The organism is Alkalibacterium kapii, from assembly GCF_007988865.1.
Lineage (GTDB): Bacteria > Bacillota > Bacilli > Lactobacillales > Carnobacteriaceae_A > Alkalibacterium > Alkalibacterium kapii.
The window spans coordinates 1-19,212 of record NZ_BJUY01000008.1 but is presented as its reverse complement, the minus strand read 5'-3'; the positions used below and the strand labels follow the sequence as shown (position 1 = coordinate 19,212).

The 19,212-nt window shown below is 37.7% G+C and carries 19 protein-coding genes; 5 read left to right on the top strand and 14 right to left on the bottom strand.

The window, feature by feature from the left end; translation table 11 throughout:
* Window positions 1–37 precede the first annotated feature (37 nt).
* Window positions 38–1,210 (bottom strand): MFS transporter, encoded by a 1,173-nt coding sequence (locus AKA01nite_RS04310; protein WP_222592479.1) that lies wholly within the window; start codon window positions 1,208–1,210, stop codon window positions 38–40.
* 224 nt (window positions 1,211–1,434) lie between these two features.
* Here AKA01nite_RS04310 and AKA01nite_RS04305 point away from each other — a divergent pair, with 224 nt between their 5' ends.
* Window positions 1,435–2,646 (top strand): amidohydrolase family protein, encoded by a 1,212-nt coding sequence (locus AKA01nite_RS04305; RefSeq protein ID WP_246116984.1) that lies wholly within the window; start codon window positions 1,435–1,437, stop codon window positions 2,644–2,646.
* Between the two features lie 56 nt (window positions 2,647–2,702).
* Here the strand turns inward: AKA01nite_RS04305 and AKA01nite_RS04300 are convergent, their stop codons facing one another.
* Entirely contained in the window at window positions 2,703–4,202 is a 1,500-nt protein-coding gene (locus AKA01nite_RS04300; RefSeq protein WP_146924089.1) for an FAD/NAD(P)-binding protein, read from the bottom strand.
* 310 nt (window positions 4,203–4,512) lie between these two features.
* Between AKA01nite_RS04300 and AKA01nite_RS04295 the strand changes: the two genes are divergently transcribed.
* Both AKA01nite_RS04295 and AKA01nite_RS04290 read left to right on the top strand, forming a co-directional pair.
* Entirely contained in the window at window positions 4,513–5,007 is a 495-nt protein-coding gene (locus AKA01nite_RS04295) for a cupin domain-containing protein (RefSeq protein WP_186805094.1), read from the top strand.
* 108 nt (window positions 5,008–5,115) lie between these two features.
* Entirely contained in the window at window positions 5,116–5,823 is a 708-nt protein-coding gene (locus tag AKA01nite_RS04290) for a pseudouridine synthase (protein ID WP_146924087.1), read from the top strand.
* 62 nt (window positions 5,824–5,885) lie between these two features.
* Here AKA01nite_RS04290 and gloB read toward each other — a convergent pair whose 3' ends face one another.
* The gene (gene gloB, locus AKA01nite_RS04285; protein WP_146924086.1) at window positions 5,886–6,587 is read right to left on the bottom strand and encodes a hydroxyacylglutathione hydrolase; all 702 of its coding nucleotides are present in this window, start codon (window positions 6,585–6,587) and stop codon (window positions 5,886–5,888) included.
* Window positions 6,588–6,783: 196 nt separating this feature from the next.
* On the opposite strand from gloB, the gene fabV reads away from it, so the two are divergent.
* Complete coding sequence (fabV, locus tag AKA01nite_RS04280) at window positions 6,784–7,977, top strand: enoyl-ACP reductase FabV (protein ID WP_146924085.1); 1,194 nt, start codon at window positions 6,784–6,786, stop codon at window positions 7,975–7,977.
* Window positions 7,978–8,364: 387 nt separating this feature from the next.
* Here fabV and AKA01nite_RS04275 read toward each other — a convergent pair whose 3' ends face one another.
* The 5 genes from AKA01nite_RS04275 to AKA01nite_RS04255 all read right to left on the bottom strand — a co-directional run bounded on the left by AKA01nite_RS04275 (window position 8,365) and on the right by AKA01nite_RS04255 (window position 13,249).
* Window positions 8,365–8,673, bottom strand: a complete 309-nt coding sequence (locus AKA01nite_RS04275) for an MGMT family protein (protein ID WP_146924084.1) — start codon at window positions 8,671–8,673, stop codon at window positions 8,365–8,367.
* A 209-nt stretch (window positions 8,674–8,882) separates the two neighbouring features.
* The gene (locus AKA01nite_RS04270) at window positions 8,883–10,043 is read right to left on the bottom strand and encodes a DegV family protein (RefSeq protein WP_146924083.1); all 1,161 of its coding nucleotides are present in this window, start codon (window positions 10,041–10,043) and stop codon (window positions 8,883–8,885) included.
* Between the two features lie 44 nt (window positions 10,044–10,087).
* Window positions 10,088–10,747 (bottom strand): DUF559 domain-containing protein, encoded by a 660-nt coding sequence (locus AKA01nite_RS04265; RefSeq protein WP_146924082.1) that lies wholly within the window; start codon window positions 10,745–10,747, stop codon window positions 10,088–10,090.
* Window positions 10,748–10,907: 160 nt separating this feature from the next.
* Window positions 10,908–12,398, bottom strand: coding sequence for a DEAD/DEAH box helicase (locus AKA01nite_RS04260; RefSeq protein ID WP_146924081.1), 1,491 nt, complete (start codon window positions 12,396–12,398; stop codon window positions 10,908–10,910).
* A 110-nt stretch (window positions 12,399–12,508) separates the two neighbouring features.
* Complete coding sequence (locus AKA01nite_RS04255; protein ID WP_146924080.1) at window positions 12,509–13,249, bottom strand: YcjF family protein; 741 nt, start codon at window positions 13,247–13,249, stop codon at window positions 12,509–12,511.
* A 318-nt stretch (window positions 13,250–13,567) separates the two neighbouring features.
* Here AKA01nite_RS04255 and gloA point away from each other — a divergent pair, with 318 nt between their 5' ends.
* Window positions 13,568–13,948: a lactoylglutathione lyase gene (gloA, locus tag AKA01nite_RS04250; RefSeq protein WP_146924079.1), complete on the top strand. Its 381-nt coding sequence runs from the start codon at window positions 13,568–13,570 to the stop codon at window positions 13,946–13,948.
* A 74-nt stretch (window positions 13,949–14,022) separates the two neighbouring features.
* On the opposite strand, the gene AKA01nite_RS04245 is transcribed toward gloA, so the two are convergent.
* From AKA01nite_RS04245 to AKA01nite_RS04220, 6 genes are all read right to left on the bottom strand, one after another.
* The gene (locus AKA01nite_RS04245; RefSeq protein ID WP_146924078.1) at window positions 14,023–14,763 is read right to left on the bottom strand and encodes a polysaccharide deacetylase family protein; all 741 of its coding nucleotides are present in this window, start codon (window positions 14,761–14,763) and stop codon (window positions 14,023–14,025) included.
* 506 nt (window positions 14,764–15,269) lie between these two features.
* A complete protein-coding gene (locus AKA01nite_RS04240; protein WP_146924077.1) occupies window positions 15,270–15,572 on the bottom strand; it encodes an addiction module toxin RelE in 303 nt (100 codons plus the stop codon).
* Complete coding sequence (locus AKA01nite_RS04235; protein WP_146924076.1) at window positions 15,573–15,911, bottom strand: type II toxin-antitoxin system Phd/YefM family antitoxin; 339 nt, start codon at window positions 15,909–15,911, stop codon at window positions 15,573–15,575.
* Between the two features lie 211 nt (window positions 15,912–16,122).
* A complete protein-coding gene (gene rlmH / locus AKA01nite_RS04230) occupies window positions 16,123–16,602 on the bottom strand; it encodes a 23S rRNA (pseudouridine(1915)-N(3))-methyltransferase RlmH (protein ID WP_146924075.1) in 480 nt (159 codons plus the stop codon).
* A gap of 15 nt (window positions 16,603–16,617) precedes the next feature.
* A complete protein-coding gene (locus tag AKA01nite_RS04225) occupies window positions 16,618–17,043 on the bottom strand; it encodes a MarR family winged helix-turn-helix transcriptional regulator (protein ID WP_146924074.1) in 426 nt (141 codons plus the stop codon).
* 536 nt (window positions 17,044–17,579) lie between these two features.
* Window positions 17,580–18,767, bottom strand: a complete 1,188-nt coding sequence (locus AKA01nite_RS04220; RefSeq protein ID WP_146924073.1) for a S1C family serine protease — start codon at window positions 18,765–18,767, stop codon at window positions 17,580–17,582.
* Window positions 18,768–19,212 lie beyond the last annotated feature (445 nt).

The window sequence follows — 19,212 nt, the reverse complement described above, 5'->3', positions numbered from 1 at the left end:
CAGGGTATTGTTTTACATTCTATTTTTTATCTGACTCTTAATGTGACGTGAAAAATGTCTTTTTGGAAAGAGCAGATACTACTATTGAAATAATCAACAAGACTAGAGAAAGGATCACTATATAGTAGACTGAGAAATTACTTAATAAAGCACTCCCGACTGCACTTCCCACGACGATGCCCGTATTGAAAATGCTTGACTGCAGAGACGTGGCAATATCTTTTGCCTTGTCGACTTGTCTGGCCACCGCATCCTGAAACAAAGTAACCAGTGGGCCGAAGGCGACTCCCCATAAGAAGAAGGAAATATGGGCAATAATAAAGGTCCCCTTAAACACAGCAAAGAGAATCATTGCTGCTAAACCAGTAGAGAGTATGAATAAATTTAACCCGCCTAAGTGCTTATCAATAACTTTTGCCGTTAGTATAACCGACAGGATCGTTCCTATCCCAAAGATGAGCGTTGCTATATTGACACCGCCTGAGAGGTTGAAGGATTCTACCAAAGGTGATAGATAGGTATATAAACCATAGTGTGCCATCATAGTAAAGAAGGTCACGACCAAAACGATCAAGACAGATTTATTTTTAGCAACCTGAAAGGGAGAGGTTTCCTTTGTTCTCTTTTCTCCCTCAGCAGAAGGTAAAACCAAACCAACCAGTAACGCGATCAGGAAAAAAATGCCAGCCAGCACGCCGTATTCAATGCGCCAGCCAAATGTAGTTCCTATCGTCGTCATGATCGGGAGACCAACTCCCAGACCGACGGTACTTCCTCCCATGACAACAGCGATCGCTCGACCGTTATAACCTTTAGGAACCAGGCGAATAGCATACGCCGTCATCATCGGCCACACGATCCCTGCTGATGCCCCTCCGAGAATACGTGCAAAGGCAGTCAAGTAAAAGTTAGAAGAAAAAACAATAATCATGTTGGAAATACCGAAGACGATCAAGACAATGATCAGCAGTTTTTTTCGATTCATTTCCATCGTCCAAGTTATCAAAGGAATCGTCCCTATCGCTGAAGCAACACCATAAGCTGTAACAAGTAAACCAACTTCTGAAGTAGGCACATTTAATCCTTCTCCCATTTGAGGTAAAACACCCGAAGGGACCAATTCTGATAGAATCGCCATAAAGGTCACACTGGACATGAGCAGCATATAGATCCAGGGAAAGTGTTTCGCTTGTTCTGAATGTTGTGACACAATTATTCCTCCTTGTATTATTTTAACTACCACTCATTATAGCCCTTATTTTATTTAGTTTAAATTATGCGTTTTACTCCCAAAATCTAGATAAAGCTTAACAATTGATAAACAAAATTTTTAATAGTAAGGTAGATTAAGATTAAACTAGGAGGTCATGGAAAATGAAGAGTTAATTTATCAATGCTGTTGTTTACAAACACGAAGATGCGTCTGAAATCTTAGTGGAAGACGGTAAATTTTCAGCCATCGGCAACGATTTAGGTGAAGCTGATGAAACGATCGATTTAAACGGTCGACTTGTTTTACCGCCTTATGTAGACTCTCATGTACATTTAGATTATTACTTCATTGGACAGAATGACAAAGTGAAAAATCAGTCTGGCACATTATTTGAAGCGATCGATCTTTGGAACAGTTACAAAGAAGGAACAACCAAAGAAGAAATGAAAGATCGTATTAGAGATGCTGTCAATGAGGTGGCTTCTTACGGAACGCAATATATTAGAGCACAAACAGACTGTACGGATCCTAATCTAGCCGGCATCAAAGCAGCCATAGAAGTAAGGGACGAGTTAAAAGACAACATTACGATTCAAGTTGTCGCTTTCCCACAGAATGGAATGTATTCATACAATAAAGATGGAAAATCAGGCCGCGATTTAGTCGAAGAGGCTTTAAAGCTGGGTGCTGACTGTGTAGGGGGTATCCCTCATAATGAATGGAGTCCTGAAGACGGGAACAAATCGATCAAAGAAATCGTCCGACTTGCAAAGAAATATGACAAGCTGATAGACGTTCACTGTGATGAAACAGATGATGTCCAAGCACGTTTTGTTGAAGTGTTGAATGCAGAAATCATGCATCAGAATTATGGTAAGCAAACAACTGCTTCACATACCTGCTCATTCGGTTCTGCTGATGACGCCTACGCTTTTCGCATGATGGGCTTATTCCGTCAGTCAAAAATGAACTTTGTTTCGTGTCCTACAGAAAACCTATTTTTACAAGGACGTCAGGATACTTATCCAAAACGTCGCGGATTGACCCGTGTCAAAGAATTTGTTGATAAGGGGATCAACGTGGCATTTGGACAGGACTCCATCGTTGACTTATGGTACCCTGCCGGTTCAGGTAATTTGATGAACATTTTAGATAATGGCCTGCACGCTACCCAGTTGATGCGTGAAGAAGACTTCCCGCGTAACTTCGATCTGGTCACTTATAACGGTGCAGAATTAATGCGTCTAGACGATGTCTACGGTTTAGATGAAGGTAAGCCCGCCAACTTTATTGTGCTGGACGCACCTACCGTCTTTGAAGCTCAACGACGTCGCGCAGAATGTCTGGCATCTGTTAGAAATGGTGAATATCTGTTCAATAAAAAACCACGTGAATATGAAACAGAGCTGGATGTTGACAGAAAAACAAAATAAAAATGATTCAAAAGGATGATCTCATATACGAGATCATCCTTTTTTATATTTTGCTGTTAAGCTTTTCGCTGATCCATAAACCAGCTGGCTGATTCGGACGCCAGCTGATAGGTCAGAGGGGCATCGTTATTTCCGTGCTGCGTTCCTCCAACTAACAGGCCATAGAAAAACAAGCCATTCATCGTGCCGTACTCCTGGTTCAAAACCTGCGCTTGAGGCCAATCGATCAATACGTATCGTCCATTTTGATCAGGTATAATGATTTTTTTATTGACTAAGTTATAAATCAGCGGGGAACGATCACCCAGTTCAAGCAGACGGGTTTCAAATCCTGTGGCATTGATAAGCCGGTCTGCCGTTTCTTCTTCATTTGCATGGAGAATAAACGACCCGTCTTTTAAGGCAGTGATTTCTTCTAACCCATAAACGAGTTTCACTTTTCCTCTTTTCATTAAATCAAGCAGCCAAATCATTGTTCTATAAGGTACCCGGGATTTAAAAAATAGCAGTTTATTGTAATAATTTGATAAATAAGCTTTTTTGTCATGACCACTTAGACTATTGAAAAGACTTGGGAGCAAAGAAACAAGTTTGCTGGTATAAGTTTGAATCAATGCTAAATCCTGATCATTTGTGTCTATAGCTTTTTTAATAGCACCTAAATCTCCTTTTTTGTACCGGTCATAAACGGTCAAGACATCCACGCCTTCTGCTTTGATATCTTGTATAAAAGTAGATAAGATTCTTGTAAAAGGTATAAGTCCATTACCATTCGCTTTTTCTTCAGCGATCCATTCTTTTGAAAAAGTAAACTTGAAAGGTTTATTTTCATAGGGGATATCCACAAAGTAAAAGCCCTGATCCTGTACATAAAAGGTCAATGGATGCTTCAGGTCATAATTTCTACTGAAAAAGCGCATCAAATCGATCCCTGTAGCCCCGCTTCCGATAATGCCGATACGTTCATCAGGATCGATCTGTGATAATTTTTCATTCACAGGATATGGATTGGATACATAATGCACTTTCCCTTTTAGATTATAGTAATCCGCATATTCAGGGTGACCCAAGGCTAAAAAGACAGCGTCATAGTGATCTTCGACTGCTCCCTCTCCTGTCTGCAGCCGGTACACATATTGACCAGTTTTTTTTCGCTGGACCTGTTTTTTCGTATCGGCATCCAACACATCTATATCTAACACGGTAGTTTGGATATGCGTGACCTGATCATGTTTAAAATACGGCTCAAACCGTTCAGCCAGGTAATAACCGAACTTAGGGCGTGAGACCAGCCCTTCATCATTTAACGGCTTCTCATAGTTGGCTTTTAGCCATTTCAGAAAATCCAGGGGATCATTCTCATCAACACTTAAATAATCCGGACTGACATTCAGCATCAGCGACTCATCGTCCGGACCATAAGGAAGTCCTACACCCCAGACTTCTCTTGGCTCATAGACATCGATTCGGTCTTCTTTTTTTAAATTAGGATGGCTCAACAGTGTCTTCAAAGCAGTAGCTCCTGAAAGGCCTCCTCCAATAATTGCGATTTTCAATTCTATTCCTCCTGTTAAAATCCACACCTCATTTAAACCACTGAGTGTTGAGTGTGGTATGGACTCTCTTAACACATACTGATTATTTTTTTCTTCATTTTTTGCACTAAAGTTAATTATAACGCAGAAACATCTTTTTTTGTTGAAAAAATTTTTTATTGTCAAGTTATATCAGTAGAAGCTTCTTTCCTGCTGAAACCGGCTACTAAAAATGTGTTATACAGGCACCAGAACAAATGACTTCAAAAAAACGGGCTTGTGTCTGTTATACTTATGTCAGCTCTATTGACCGCAACAAAAGGAGGATACTATTTTGAAAACAGCAGAACAATGGATCCAGGAACTCGATTTGAAACCACATCCTGAAGGTGGTTACTTCAAGCAGACCGATTTAAAAAAGGATCCCTATACAGTTGATGGAAAAGAATCAGTACTTTACACAAATATTTATTTTTTACTGACCGAAGACAGCCCCTCTCATTTTCATAAGCTGGTTTCTGATGAATTATGGTTTTACCATACCGGCAGCCCACTGACCGTTCATTCGCTTTTGCCGAATGGAGAGTATGAAAAAACGATCTTAAGCTTAAATACAGAACAGGGGCATCAGCCGCATTATACTGTCCCGGCAGGCGATATTTTTGGCTCGACGGTAGAGTCGGGATATGCGTTAGTCAGCTGTACGGTCGTTCCTGGCTTTGATTTTTCTGATTTCAAGTTGTATACAAAGAATGAACTTTTGGGACATTACCCAAAACACTCTGAAATAATCAATAAACTGGCTTACGATACACTGCCAGAATAAACATTTCTAAAGTCAACTTATTTATTTAATCAAAGCCCGGTTGATTCAAACGACATATAGGGTATAGTAAGAAGAGAACATCAGTCTCAAAGTAAGGAAGTGTCCGTCATGCGTATCAATAAATTTATCAGTGAAGCAGGAAAAAGCTCCCGTCGCGGCGCAGACAAACTGATTGAAGAAGGCCAAGTTACAGTCAATGGTAAAAAAGCCAAAATCGGCAGCCAGGTAGAGCCTGGTGATGACGTACGCGTCGCCGGTAAACAAATTTTCATTGCACGAAACAATGTCTATATTGCTTTAAATAAACCTGTAGGCATTACAAGTACGACTGAAAAAGACGTCAAAGGAAACATTGTAGACCTAGTTAATCACCCTTTTCGCGTCTTTCATATTGGACGTCTGGATAAGGATTCAGAAGGTCTGATCCTTTTGACGAACGACGGCGATATCGTCAACGAAATCCTGCGTTCAGAAAATAAACATGAAAAGAAATATGTTGTATCTGTCGACCGACCGATTTCTCCTGAATTTCTAAAAGATATGTCAGAAGGCGTCGATATCCTTGGCACAACGACTCTCCCCTGTAAAGTGACGCAACTTTCAAAATATGAATTTGAAATCATTTTAACACAGGGACTGAACCGACAGATCCGCCGTATGTGCGAAGCATTGGGCTACAATGTCTATCGTCTACAAAGACTCCAGATCATGAATATCCATTTAGGCAACTTACCGATCGGCCAGTGGCGTTATTTATCCAAGAAAGAAAAGAATCAGCTCTTTAAAGAACTGGACTATACGCCTAGAGAATGGTAAAAAAATTATGCAACCCCCTTACTTACTGCGAGTAAACAACTCAGTAAGCAAGGGGGCTTTTTTTAGAAATCGTCGCGCGCATCTCTCAGTTTTTTGAATTCATCCAATGTTTCTGCTTTGAGAAACACGTTGATTTCTTTTTCCCTACCGATCGTCGAAGGCAGGGTCGGCCGTCCTTTTTTCTGAAGCTTTTCAGCTTGCTTCAGGGCTTCTGAAATAGACTCGTTTTCCGGGTCGATCGTCTGAGCAAAGTTTAAATTCTTTTCCGTATATTCATGACCGGCATAAACCATCACATGATCATTGAGTTGCTTAAATTTCTGCAAAGCGATAAATTGTGCCTGATAATCACCTGTAAAGACGCGACCGCAGCCGCCGGAAAATAATGCATCCCCGCAGAACAAAGCGCGACGGGTCAATAAACTGATATGACCGTTTGTGTGTCCGGCTGTAATGAATACTTCAAAGGTATCCCCTAATAGATCGAAGGTATCTCCATCTCTTAAGGTTTCTGTATTAAAATCATCGGTTTCTTCAGGCCCGTAAACCGGTGTGCTCGGATAGCTTGCGACAAGCTTGTTTACTCCTGCCGTATGATCATCATGCTTATGGGTGAGGAGGATAGCCGCCAAATTCAGTTCGTTCTCTTTCAAGTAATTTAGTACACCTTCTGCTTCCCCGGGGTCGACCACAATAGTGTCTATGCCTTTTTTCATGATCCAGATATAATTATCAGATAATGCTTTGATTGGATGGATGGACATTTTAGCACTCCTTATCTATGGATTGAACTTTTTCTCTTCACCATTAAGTATAGCAAACATTTCAGTTATTCTGTCTTATCTTGATTATTAAGTCAGGGTATTATAGTTTCTTTAAAAAGAAAATACTTTGACATTCAAAACAATTTCATTTTCTGCTATGATAGTCTTATCACTCATTCATTGGAGGAAAATCATTATGGATTTCAAGCAAAATATCCGGGGAAACGTGGCTATAAGCGTTAATCCGCTTGGACGCAAACAACAAGTTTTAAATCATATCAACTATATAAAAAGTAAAGGCAGTTATGAAGGGCCTAAAAAAGTTTTGATCATTGGTGCATCCTCAAGTTACGGCTTGGCCACCCGGATCAGTTTGGCTTTCGGCGCCGGTGCAGATACGATCGGTGTGTCTTATGAGAAAGGACCGAAAAGCGAACGTAACCTGGGAACGGCAGGCTGGTACAATAATATATTTTTTAAAAAAGCTGCTGAAGAAGAAGGTCTGGTCGCCAAAAACTTCGTCCAGGATGCCTTCAGTCATGAAACCAAGCAGGACGTCATCGATTATATAAAAACCGAATTCGCCGGCAAAGTCGACCTTGTCGTTTATAGTCTTGCAAGCGGCAGACGGACCGATCCGGAGACTGGAGAAACTTATACCTCTTCAATCAAAGCGATCGGTGATCCCGTCGTCGGTCCAAATATAAATATGGAAAAAGAAGAGTACTACACGGAAACGCTGGAACCGGCAACGGAGCAGGAAATCGCTGATACTGTCAAAGTCATGGGCGGTGAAGACTGGGAACTTTGGATGAAAGCATTGAAAGAAGCGGATGTGCTGGCTGACGGGGTCTTGACAACGAACTATTCCTACCTGGGCACCGAATTGAATCATCCCTACTACGGGCACGGCACATTGGGTCGGGCGAAAGCGGACTGTGACGTGAAAGCAGATACTATTAACAGTTTGCTGGCAGATATCAACGGTAAAGCGCAGATCGTTGTTGCTACAGCCGTGACCACCAAAGCCAGCTCGGTCATTCCCTTCTTCCCGGTCTACTGCGTCGGTCTTTATAAAGTGATGACCGAAAAAGGAACGCACGAAACGCCGATCATGCACATGGATCGCATTTACCGGGATATGATTTATGGTGAAAAAGCTGAATACGACGATGAGGGACGTTTGAGACCAGATAGTCTGGAACTGGATGCTGATACGCAGGCAAAAACAAAAGACCTGATCGAGAAATTGGACGAAAATAACTTCAATACCAGTCTCGCTGCTTATGACATCTTTTATAAAGAGTTCTCCAACTTAAACGGCTTCATGGTCGATAATTATGTAGAGCAGGACGTCACGATCGAAGAGTTGAAAGCACTGGACTACTAAAATTAATTAAAATGAGTAAGGCCCTAAAGAGAAGACTGAACGTTTCTGCTTAGGGCCTTTTTTGTTTCGTAATATAAGTCGTATTATCTTGAAAAAGCAGGCTGCTTTTGTCTTTCTTCAGAAGTTTCTAGAAATATAGACGCAACTTCTTAAGCTAATCAATTTGCTTAAGAAGTATGTCACTCAACTTGTCTCACTACTTAAGATAAGCGCTTATCTTAAGTAGTCGTTCACGTTTTTGGTAAAACTGCTCAAGATAAGCCGTATTTTTCACTTTATTTTGATGAAAATCGTCTCTTCAGACGATTTCCTTTCATCTCATCAGAGAATTTGACCTTTAAAACGGGTTAAATTGGATATGCATTCATTCTTCGCTAGTTATTTTACTTAAATTTCCCATTGGCATCTTTTTATATCGACATAGCCTTCTTTTTTCATGACGGCGCCCTCGCCTATTAAAAGCTCTTTCTGTTCGGTCCAGCCCGGCACCAGTCGTCCGGCATGATTCACAACTCTGTGATAAGGATAGCTGCCATAGAATTCAGCCATACTCATTACACGACCTACTAATCGGGCATTACGTTCCCGGCCAATCAATCTGGCGATCTGACCATAAGTCGCGACTTTTCCCTCAGGAATCTCATCAACTACTGATAAAATTTCATAAATCAACGCGTCGTCTAGTATACGAGCCATAATTATCACCTCAATATAAATAATTGATGTTACACATTAATCTCTGATCCTTATTATAAATAACTTCCTATCAGTATTACAATATTTAACGAAAAACTAGTGATAGCCTCAGTGTGATCATTGTATTAATCACCCTAATTAATCTGTTTACAGCGTTTATAATCGATCAAATAAGCCTTCAGAATTTACTCTGAAGACTTCCAATCGATTTACATATTTTCTTTTTCCATAAAGAACAGTGACAGACCGCCTAAGCCGACATGCGTGCCGACAGCAACACCCATCTGCATGATATGGATTTTTCCTAAAAAGTCTGTTTTCAGTTTTATTTTCTCTTTCAGATCATTAGCGATGCCTTTATCGTTTGAATACCCAATAATAATAAAATCTGTCCACTTCGAATCGTACCGCTTTTGAAATTCTTCTACATAATACTTCAATGCTTTATTTGTGCCCTTTACTTTAGCAACGATGGCCCCTTTTGTATCTTTCATAGACATGATCGGTTTTATACGCAGTAGATTACCGATCAGTGCTCCAGCATTTGAAATGCGTCCGCTCTTAGTTAAATTGTATAAATCATCCACGCATAAAAAGTGTTTCACGCGTCTTTTATGTTTCTCAATAAAGTCCACTAATTCTTCGAAGGTATACCCTTCTTCCAGTAATTGTACTGATTTCAGTATCAGCCAGCCGCTCCCATGACTCATTGACCAGGAATCAACAACATGGATTTTTATTTCAGTATCCTCATGCTTATCATAAAAGGAATCCCTTGCCATTTTGGCCGTTTGATAAGATGCACTCGTGCCACTAGACATACAGATACATAAAAACTCAGTATAGCCTTCATCGATTGCTTGTTCGATAATCTTTGAATAAGCGTCTGGACTGGGGGCTCCGGTTTTAGGTAGTTTCTCCATTTCAGGTAAGCGTTCAAAAAACTCATCGAAATATTCTTCACCAAAGTTACGCATTTCTTTCAGTCGTTCATCATCCATCGTAAATCCTTTAATGAGATATTCATTCAATCTCTTCGTAGCCCATTGGCGAAATTGGGTGCCACGGTGAGAGCGCACACGAAATCCTACAGCAATAATGACTTCAAGATTATAATACTTGATATCCTCTTTTACTTCTTTTGCATCTTCATTTTGAACGTATTGATGTATATTGCACGTTGACTGTTTTTCAAGCTCACCTTCTTCGTAAATATTATTAATATGTAAGGTGATATTATAAGGTGAAGTTTGATACAATTCTGAAATTGTTTTTGTATTCATCCATATCGTTTCATTTTCTAGTCGTACATCTATTTTGGTATTTCCATCTTCTGTTTGATAAATTAAAATATCCTCATTAGGTGCCATATAGTACTTCTCTCCTAAAGTTAATATGCTTTTTATCTCAATTTTTATTTTCCTTTTTTCTTTAATAAATCTTTTATAATAAGATTTAATCCTTTCATTTCTTGACCTTCTTTAACTCTTATGAACTCAACTTGTAACTTTTCTTCAATTACTTTTTGTCTTAGTTTATCTTTTTCAATTTGCTTAACATGATGTTTTTCATCATATTCAATGACTAATTTTAACTGTGGTATATAAAAATCTACGTAATATTTATCTATATTAAACTGTTGATGAATTTCCACAATATCAATTAAAGAGTCTTTCAACATTTCTTCGAAATTTTTTTCTTTTATTGGAAAAACTTCAAGATATTCTTTTTTTAATCCATGTATTTTTGCAAATGAAATTAATTTATTAATTTTCTCAAAATATTGACCTCTGATAGCTATATTATAAATTATATCAAGATTGTAATAAATCAATTTTCTTCTTATATTTCTTAATCCTTCTTTCTTTATTATAGAAAAGTAACAAGAATATTTTCTTTTATCTGCGTATTGAAGTATGTTTCTAATATGCAATGTAATATTTTGAGGAGTAGTTTGGTACAACTCAGCGATTGCTTTTTGAGTCATCCAAACCGTTTCATTTTCTAGTCGTACATCTATTTTGGTATTTCCATCTTCTGTTTGATAAATCAAAATATTCGATTCAGCTGGCATCTTGATCACTCTCCGCTCTTTTTAAGTTACGTTTATTATACCAGTTTATGAGGCTTAATAAAACATATAGGGAACTCTAGTTCTTTTTTTATGCGCATAAATTAAAAAACCTCTTAAACTTTTAATTTGTCTAAGAGATTTTTCTTAAGTGATTACTATTTTATTTTCGCGCTTTGTTGACTTTCAGTTTTTTACCTTTAACTGTTCGGTCTTTCATCTGAGAAATAACATATGGTCCTTTGCCATTCAGGATATCGATATAAGTAACATTTTCCTGAATGGTAATAATACCAATGTCTTCAGCTGATATGCTTTTAATACTTGTCAAAGTTCCAACAAAATCAATTGCACGCAGTTTTTTCTTCTTACCGCCGTTGAAGTAAACCTTTGTAATGTCTTTATTCAACTCTTTATTGCGAGCGATTTTTGGTTTCACTTTGGTATTTATTTTCTTTTCAAAGGCAACTTTTGAACGTTTGACTAAGCGTTCGCTAGGAGCAAACACTTCCGTAAACTCTTGGCTGTCATCAAAGCTATAGTCACGAACTTCATCCCAGCGTCTTTGATCCGAATGACTTACTATAGTTAATGCTAATCCTGTTTTTCCTGCACGTCCTGTCCGGCCAGTACGATGCGTGTAACTTTCTTTCTCAAAAGGCACATCATAGTTGATCACGTGAGTCACATTGTCGATATCTATCCCGCGTGCAGCCACATCAGTCGCTACCAAATAACGAAGTTTTCCAGACCGGAAGTCCTCCAAAACAGCTAAACGATCTTCTTGATCCATGCCACCATGTAGCTTGTCGATCGGCAAACCCGCTTTATTTAAAAACGCGTCAACTGCATCCACCACATCTTTGGTATTACAAAAAATGATACAAGCATCTGGATTCTCAACGGTCAGTAAGTCTAACAATACTTTTTCTTTAGATGTTTTATCCACGTTGATGTATGCATGTGAAATCTTCGGTGTGTTCTTCTCTGATTGTTCCATTTTGAAAGACACACGATCTGGGTTCATATAAAAACTAGCCAGTTCTTCGATTTGTGCTGACATCGTAGCAGAAAACAGCATTGTCTGGCGTTCTTTTGGTAAGTAGTCAATAATCTCTTCTACCTGATCAATGAACCCCATATTCAACATTTCATCCGCTTCATCCAGCACGAGACTATTCACTTTATCTACGACCAATGTTCCTTCTTTTAAATGTTCCAAGATCCGTCCCGGCGTGCCGACAACGATATGACTTTTTTGTTTTAGTTCAGATTTTTGCGTTTTGAAAGAAGATTTTCCAAATACAGCCGTCACTTTGATACGTTTCAATCGTCCGATATTCATAATGTCATTCTTGACCTGCAGCGCCAGCTCACGTGTTGGCACTAGAATCAAAGCTTGTGGTTTATTCTCTTCCCATTCGACCTGCTCACAAAGGGGAAGGCCAAACGCAACGGTCTTTCCTCTGCCCGTCTGGGATTCCACCATAATATCTTGTTGTTCTAAGGCCAAAGGGATAACCCTTTTCTGGACCGTTGTCGGGTGAAAATAACGCAAACTCGTCAGTGCTTTTACTATTTCGGGACTGATCCCAAATGATTCAAATAATTGCTTAATACTACTCTCCTGCTTTCTTTTTCTACGTTTAGTCATTATAACAGATATCAAAGAATTTATTGTTTTTATATTGAAGAAACCATGTTCAGAGGATACTGAAGTCTATTATTCTGTTGAGTTTATTCTTGATTTTATATTTTGTATTTTTATTTTTTATTTTTATTTGAATTTTGAAGAATTTTGAACAATGTATTAAATTGTCCTTTAAAAGACATCACATTATCAAATATATCTTCCCCGTCATTCAACATCTTTACTGTTACCCATCCTAACGCCCCAGTAATAGTACTAGCAACAGCTCCATTTACTGCTGCTCCAGCTACTGTTCCAACTACCGGAACTAGCTTAAGTAAATTTCCAACTGCACTTCTACCTAAACCTACTACTATTAATTCTTTTGATAAAGCAGATCCTAAATTTTCTGACCATGACTGACCGAAAATCTTATGCAAACGTCCCATCATAATTAATTGTACTGGAACTAATAAGAGAGCATCTGAAAACGGAATAGGAGAGCAACCAATAATAGCTGCTGTTAATGTAGCAGCATGTATAGTTGAATAGCATTTTTTTTTAATCGCTTGATCAACTCCAACTAAAAACTCATCAAAAACATTCTCGTATTGTTCTTTACTGTTTGCCATTATTTTTTCGGCTTGTGCTTTTGAACTATCGAAAGTTTTTAAAATTATAGTAGAAATTTTTTTTGGTAATTTTTTTAATACTTCGTTAAAGAAAGATATAAATTCTTTTTCTTCATCAGATTCTTGGTCATTTAAGATTAATTGATCTACATCATATTCATTATTATCCTCTACTTTAGATTTTTTCATTCTTTTAGGCTTTTTATCTTTCTGAGATTTATCTTTATTAAATAACTTTTTCATAATAAATACCTCCCAATATAGTCGTTGATATTATTGCATTTTTTTATAATAACATTCATTTAATTTTTTAAAATACTTAGAAAAATATTAGTAGTAATTCCAATTAAAGCGCTTTATAAAATAATAACATAGTTAGTCAATAAATTGATATTAGCATCCAATAAATTATCTTATATTATTGATATTTATAGACTGATTTTTATTCTTTTCATCGAATATTCTATTAGAAGTAATTTGATAAAAAACTGAAGTGAAAAAATGCCTATATAGACGATTCATGATAGAATGAAGATAGTATAATAATTGGAGGATGATATTATGAACCAAGAACTAGTTGAGATTTGCCTGCGCGTGAGAGATCTTGAGGCGACGTTGGACTTCTATACAAACCTGTTTGATTTTGAAGTGGCCAGCCGCAGAGAATTTCCTGAAAATAAATTTGATCTGATTTACCTGAATTCTCCCGGTTCTTCAGTACAAATCGAGCTTACCTATAATTATGATGCCGAGCCTTATACGATTGGAGACGGCTTCAGTCACTTGGGTGTGACCGTTGATGATTTGGAAAAAATGCATGAGATCTGTAAAGATTCTGATTATAAAACAAGTGAGTTAAAAGGCTTATCAGGCGGCACCCCTAGTTATTTCTTTGTGACCGATCCAGATGGCTACCGCATTGAAGTAAAACGTAAGAAATAAATTTCAAATAATTTAAGTGTAAGCATATTGATTATTGCCAATGTGCTTACACTTTTTTACAGACAACCTTCTATTTATTCACCTAGCAGTTCTCTAATTTTTTCTATCGGTAAACCTTCACTTACAATATTTCTATGAAGTTCTAATGGAGGTGTCTTTTTAGTATTAAATCCTGGTTTAGTTGTAAAAGCTAACTTGAAATTTAAATCAGCCAATGTTTTAACGTTACTCTGATCGTACATTCCAAAAGGATAAGCAAAAACATCCTGTTCTTCCACATACTGATTACATTCTTTTAAGTCTTGAACAAATGTTGCTTCTGTTTCCCACATGATTCGGCTTTTCTGCATTCCTTCGCGTTGATGAAAATGATGTGTATGGTTAGCATAGGTAAAAACATCGGACATTTCTTCTAATTCTTTGAAACTCAGTACTTGAGAATATTCTTCTCTGTAAGCATCCTCCTTATTAAAAACCCATCCTGATGGCACAAAAGATACTGCAGGAATTCCCATTTCTTTAAGTATGGGATAGGCATATTTTTTCTGTGACTGATAGCAGTCATCAAAAGATATCAAAGCGGATTTTTCTGGTAACGTCTGGTCATTATAGTAAAAGCCTTTTATTTCATCAAGACTTAGAAAATGATACCCTGCTCCTTTTAAATAAGTCATTAATTCATGGAAATAATCCGTACTATTGTATAAGGGCATCGGCAAACAATCCTCATACCCATCTGCTACACAAATAGGACGCTGCCCCTTAGATATTTCTGCTTTTGGACGGATTTCGTGAAAGACTAGTGTTGTAAACAATTGTTTTACTCCTTTTTCATTCAATTTTTGTATAATTGAAAGCTATTTCGATAAATAAAAAAGTTTGAATTCAAATATTATAATAACTAAATGGATGTATTATTAAATTTAAAATGACTCTACATAGCGAATTTTCTGAAAATAATTTTGATTTCTCTAAATTCTCTGAAGATTTTTGGAATAATTGAACTCGCTTATAATTATGAAACTAAGATATACAGCATTGAAGATGGTTTCAGTCATGAGGAGGTAATTTTTATTGATTCTTAAACAACGCAGAAATCTGTAAAACTTTTAATATAAATCAAGGGAGTTGAAAGAACTTTCCAGCAGCAAGACGGATTATTTCTGAGTAACAGCTCTTGATGGCTATCGCTTAAAGGTTAAATTTACGCTTTTTAAGTGGAGCTGTTTTCTCAGTTTAATTATTTAAAAAACCCACTATAAGGTTTATTCAATTACTGTGAAATAGAGAAAACACTTAATAAATTGTCTATACACCCATGCTACTTATCATTTTTCAAACGTTTTTCAGTAATCTTATACACTTCTTTATTTGATCTTTTTCCAATTGTAATGATGTCTATAATTTCTATACTATTCTCCGATTCTTTAAAGACAACACGCAATCCTGCTCGTGTATGTTTGATCTTTTTGCAATCTGATAAGCTACCATGTAACCATTCACCTGCTTGCATCCCCTGCAGCTCAAGTTTCTTTAAAGACTTATCTATAAGTTTTTTCTGTGATCCATCTAATTTATTGTAATCTTCCTTAGATAATTTATTTAATTTTATATGATATGTCATTTATTCCCACTCATCATCTTCTGGGTCATAGTCCACTTCGCTTAAAGGTCGACCAATTACTTCTTCGACAGTATAGGTTTCAATATCAGGATTTCGTTTTATATATTCTAATCTTTTTTCTGTTTCGGCATAGAGCACTTGATCCTCTAATCGTTCTATTAATTCGGTCATCTGTTCATATTTTTCTTTATCCATAACAACAGCCACAGGTTTATTTCTATTCAAAAGATAAACGGCATGATTTAACTCTTTACTTTTTTCGATAACATTCATAGGATTTGCTTTTAAATCAGTAATACTTGTGGTGGGAGTACTTCCGATCATTTCCATACTCATCATTAATCATTCCTCTCACTTTTATTAATTCTATTATAAAACTTTTAAAAGTTTTTAACAAGTTTTTATAGAAAGTAAAACAAAAATCTACGTAATTAAAATTCCCTTTTATTTTCAACGATATGAATTACCCGTTCTTAAAAGTTACAGCTAAATCACAAATGCTATAACACTGATAGTATTACTTTATTCAATTATGTTAATAGTCCGGCCATCATTTATGATAAGGTTCATTCCGCATAATCCGCAATGCTCTGTAAATCTGTTCAACTAAAATTAAGCGCATGAGCTGGTGGGGGTAGGTCATTTTTCCGAATGAGATGGTGGTGTCGCTGCGGTTCATGACGGCTTGGCTTAGACCTAGTGAGCCGCCGATGACGAAGACGAGTTTGCTTTTTCCGTGGATCATGAGTTGTTCGATTTCTTTGGAGAAGGATTCGGAGGTGCGCTCTTTGGACTGGATAGCTAACGTGAAGACGTAAGCCTGGTCGGGAATTTTTGAAAGCAGCCGTTCGCCTTCTTTTTCTTTTACTTGTTCCATTTCTGCTTCACTCAGGTTTTCTGGTGCTTTCTCGTCAGGTACTTCGACGACTTTTATTTTTGTATAGGCACCCAGACGCTTGGTGTACTCTTCAATGCCTTTTTTTAAATATTTCTCTTTCAACTTCCCTACTGACAAAATAGTAATGTCCATAATCGTCTCCTCTACTTAAACTTGATCGAGTATTTTTGTTAATAATCTTTTCAGTTCTTTAGCTTCTTCGGTTTCTAATTGTATTTCTTTAGAGAATTTATTAGGGATTGCTTCGGCCTGTTTTTCAATTCCTCGTCCTTTTTTGGTCAGGCTTACTTTTACGACGCGTTCATCTTCACTACAGCGTTTTCGTTCCACTAGTCCATGTTCTTCCATACGTTTAAGCAAAGGGGTCAGTGTTCCAGAGTCCAGATACAGACGTTCTCCCAAAGCTTTGACCGTAACTGTCTCATCTTCAAATAAAACAAGCAAGACCAAGTACTGCGGGTAAGTTAAACCCAGTTTTGTAAGCAATGGACGGTAGAGCTTCGTGATCTGTCTTGAAGCAGCATATAAAGGAAAACAGATTTGGTTATTTAATTTTAAAATGTCTTTAGTCACTCAGCTCACTCCTCTTTTTTATTATTATAACAAGTTACTTGGTAAGTTCATACCACCTTGAATAAGGTTTATTCTTCGTTTTCTTCAATATGCTCGTACGTGACCGTTAAACTTATTCACAGTCTCCACAAGGTTTTTTCTGCATATTTAAGGGGATTACTTTCCTAGATTAAATATATTTCCACAGTTACCCACAAAGTTATACACATATCCACAGTTTTTTGTTCCCGTTTCAGTTTTGAAAGCTTGAAAAGTGGCGAGAATGTTAACTAATATCTTTTAAAGTTATACACAGTTTTCCACACGCCATGTTATTTCTTCATAATGTTGATATCCCTTTACCTATAACGTTTATGTGGATTATAATATGTACAACCAAAAAGTTGTTCACAGTTTTTAACACGTTTGTGTATAACTTTTTACACCAAATGCCCGGTATTATCGATTTTTAAAAATACTTATCCACATACGAACAAATTGAAAAATACTATGAAAAAATGCACAGCCTGTTTAAGACTGTGCACATGTTTATTTATTTACAATGTCTGTTCTGCTGTACTGCGCATCGTAAGTGTTGCAGTCTGTAGTTCGCCATCTCGGTAATATTCAATCTCTACTTCATCCCCGATTTCGGTATCATAAATTTCCTGTCTCAGTTCGATACCATTAGCTACTTCCTCACCATTGAATGAGACGATGACATCATTTGTTTCTAATCCAGCTTCAGCTGCTGAACTATCTGGCTGTACTTCTGCAATCACCACACCGCCTTTAACATCGTCTGGAAGATTCAATATAGCATCTTGCTGTTGAGGCGAAACGAGAGACAAGTCGACCATTGCTACACCAATGACAGGTCTAACGACTTCACCATTTTGTTCAAGCTGATTGATGATATCCAAAGCATCATTACTTGGTATGGCAAAGCCCATACCTTCGATAGTTGAAGAAGAAATCTTCATTGAGTTGATTCCGACAACTTGTCCAGCAATATTGATCAGCGGTCCACCTGAGTTACCCGGGTTAATGGCTGCATCGGTTTGGATAGCGGTCATTTCCCAATCGTTTTCTCCGTCCATATTGGTGTCGACGGGGACGGTTCTACCCGTTGCTGAGATGATACCTGACGTTACTGATGATGCAAAGTTAGTTCCAAGAGGTGATCCTATGGCAATAGCCGGCTCGCCAACAGTTAGATTTTCTGAATCGCCGAATTCAGCTGTAGCAGATACTGCTTCTGAATCTATCGATAACACTGCCAGATCTGTCCACAAGTCTGCTCCCACTATGGATGCTTCAACACGTGAACCATCTTTAAATAAGACTTCAATAGCGTCTGAACCGTCAACCACATGATTGTTGGTGAAGACGTAAGCTGTGTCACCATCAACTTTGTAAACAGCACCACTACCTGTGCCCACCTGCTGCAGTTTATCCTCATCGCTCGCTTGTGAGCCCTCATACCAGCCGTATGGGTTCTGCCCAACACGCTGCATGTTTATGATGGATACGACTGCTTCATCTGCCTCTTGAACTGCATCGGTAATGTCAGAGGTGACATCGACGCGTACTTCAGAGATTTGGACATCTCCTTCTTCAGTAGGCGTGTCTTCCACTGTTTCTTCATTATCTGCGCCGGAGTCAGGATCGCTTGTATCACATCCCGCTAAGACAGCACCTGATAAACTTAATGCTAACATCATTTTATATAATTTACTTTTCATGATTTCTTTCCCCCAATAAACTTATTTACATTGTCTATTCTACTCATCAATCATGACATTTTTATGTCTTTTGATTAATTTTATCATGATACAATTCTACCATATTCTATTTTTTTATCGTATTATTAAGCTTTTTGAAGGAAGTTTGAGTATTGTGTGATAAAGTTTTTTGCTTTAAATATTTATTTTTTCTCTGTAACTATAACTCACTAACGCTCTAATTTATCGAACTGTGCTACCTTCGGCTCTTTCTAGCTCTTTCCCATCTTTTTCGCGCCGAACCTCTCACACCTTCGGCTCTTCCTAACTCGTTTTCATCTTTTTCACGCCGAACCTCTCACATCTTCGGCTCTTTCTAGTTCGTTCTCATCTTTTTCCTGCCAAACCTCTCACATCTTCGGCTCTTCCTAACTCTTTTTCAACTCGTTCACGCCGAACCTCTCAC

Excerpts from the sequence above, each read along its gene's own strand:
- AKA01nite_RS04220 (WP_146924073.1), bottom strand. The coding sequence starts at position 18,767 with ATGAAAAGTAAATTATATAAAATGATGTTAGCATTAAGTTTATCAGGT.
- AKA01nite_RS04275 (WP_146924084.1), bottom strand. The coding sequence starts at position 8,673 with ATGGCTCGTATACTAGACGACGCGTTGATTTATGAAATTTTATCAGTA.
- fabV (WP_146924085.1), top strand. The coding sequence starts at position 6,784 with ATGGATTTCAAGCAAAATATCCGGGGAAACGTGGCTATAAGCGTTAAT.
- AKA01nite_RS04240 (WP_146924077.1), bottom strand. The coding sequence starts at position 15,572 with ATGACATATCATATAAAATTAAATAAATTATCTAAGGAAGATTACAAT.
- AKA01nite_RS04255 (WP_146924080.1), bottom strand. The coding sequence starts at position 13,249 with ATGAAAAAGTTATTTAATAAAGATAAATCTCAGAAAGATAAAAAGCCT.
- AKA01nite_RS04235 (WP_146924076.1), bottom strand. The coding sequence starts at position 15,911 with ATGATGAGTATGGAAATGATCGGAAGTACTCCCACCACAAGTATTACT.
- AKA01nite_RS04260 (WP_146924081.1), bottom strand. The coding sequence starts at position 12,398 with ATGACTAAACGTAGAAAAAGAAAGCAGGAGAGTAGTATTAAGCAATTA.
- AKA01nite_RS04270 (WP_146924083.1), bottom strand. The coding sequence starts at position 10,043 with ATGGCACCTAATGAGGATATTTTAATTTATCAAACAGAAGATGGAAAT.
- rlmH (WP_146924075.1), bottom strand. The coding sequence starts at position 16,602 with ATGGACATTACTATTTTGTCAGTAGGGAAGTTGAAAGAGAAATATTTA.
- gloB (WP_146924086.1), bottom strand. The coding sequence starts at position 6,587 with ATGTCCATCCATCCAATCAAAGCATTATCTGATAATTATATCTGGATC.
- AKA01nite_RS04290 (WP_146924087.1), top strand. The coding sequence starts at position 5,116 with ATGCGTATCAATAAATTTATCAGTGAAGCAGGAAAAAGCTCCCGTCGC.
- gloA (WP_146924079.1), top strand. The coding sequence starts at position 13,568 with ATGAACCAAGAACTAGTTGAGATTTGCCTGCGCGTGAGAGATCTTGAG.
- AKA01nite_RS04265 (WP_146924082.1), bottom strand. The coding sequence starts at position 10,747 with ATGCCAGCTGAATCGAATATTTTGATTTATCAAACAGAAGATGGAAAT.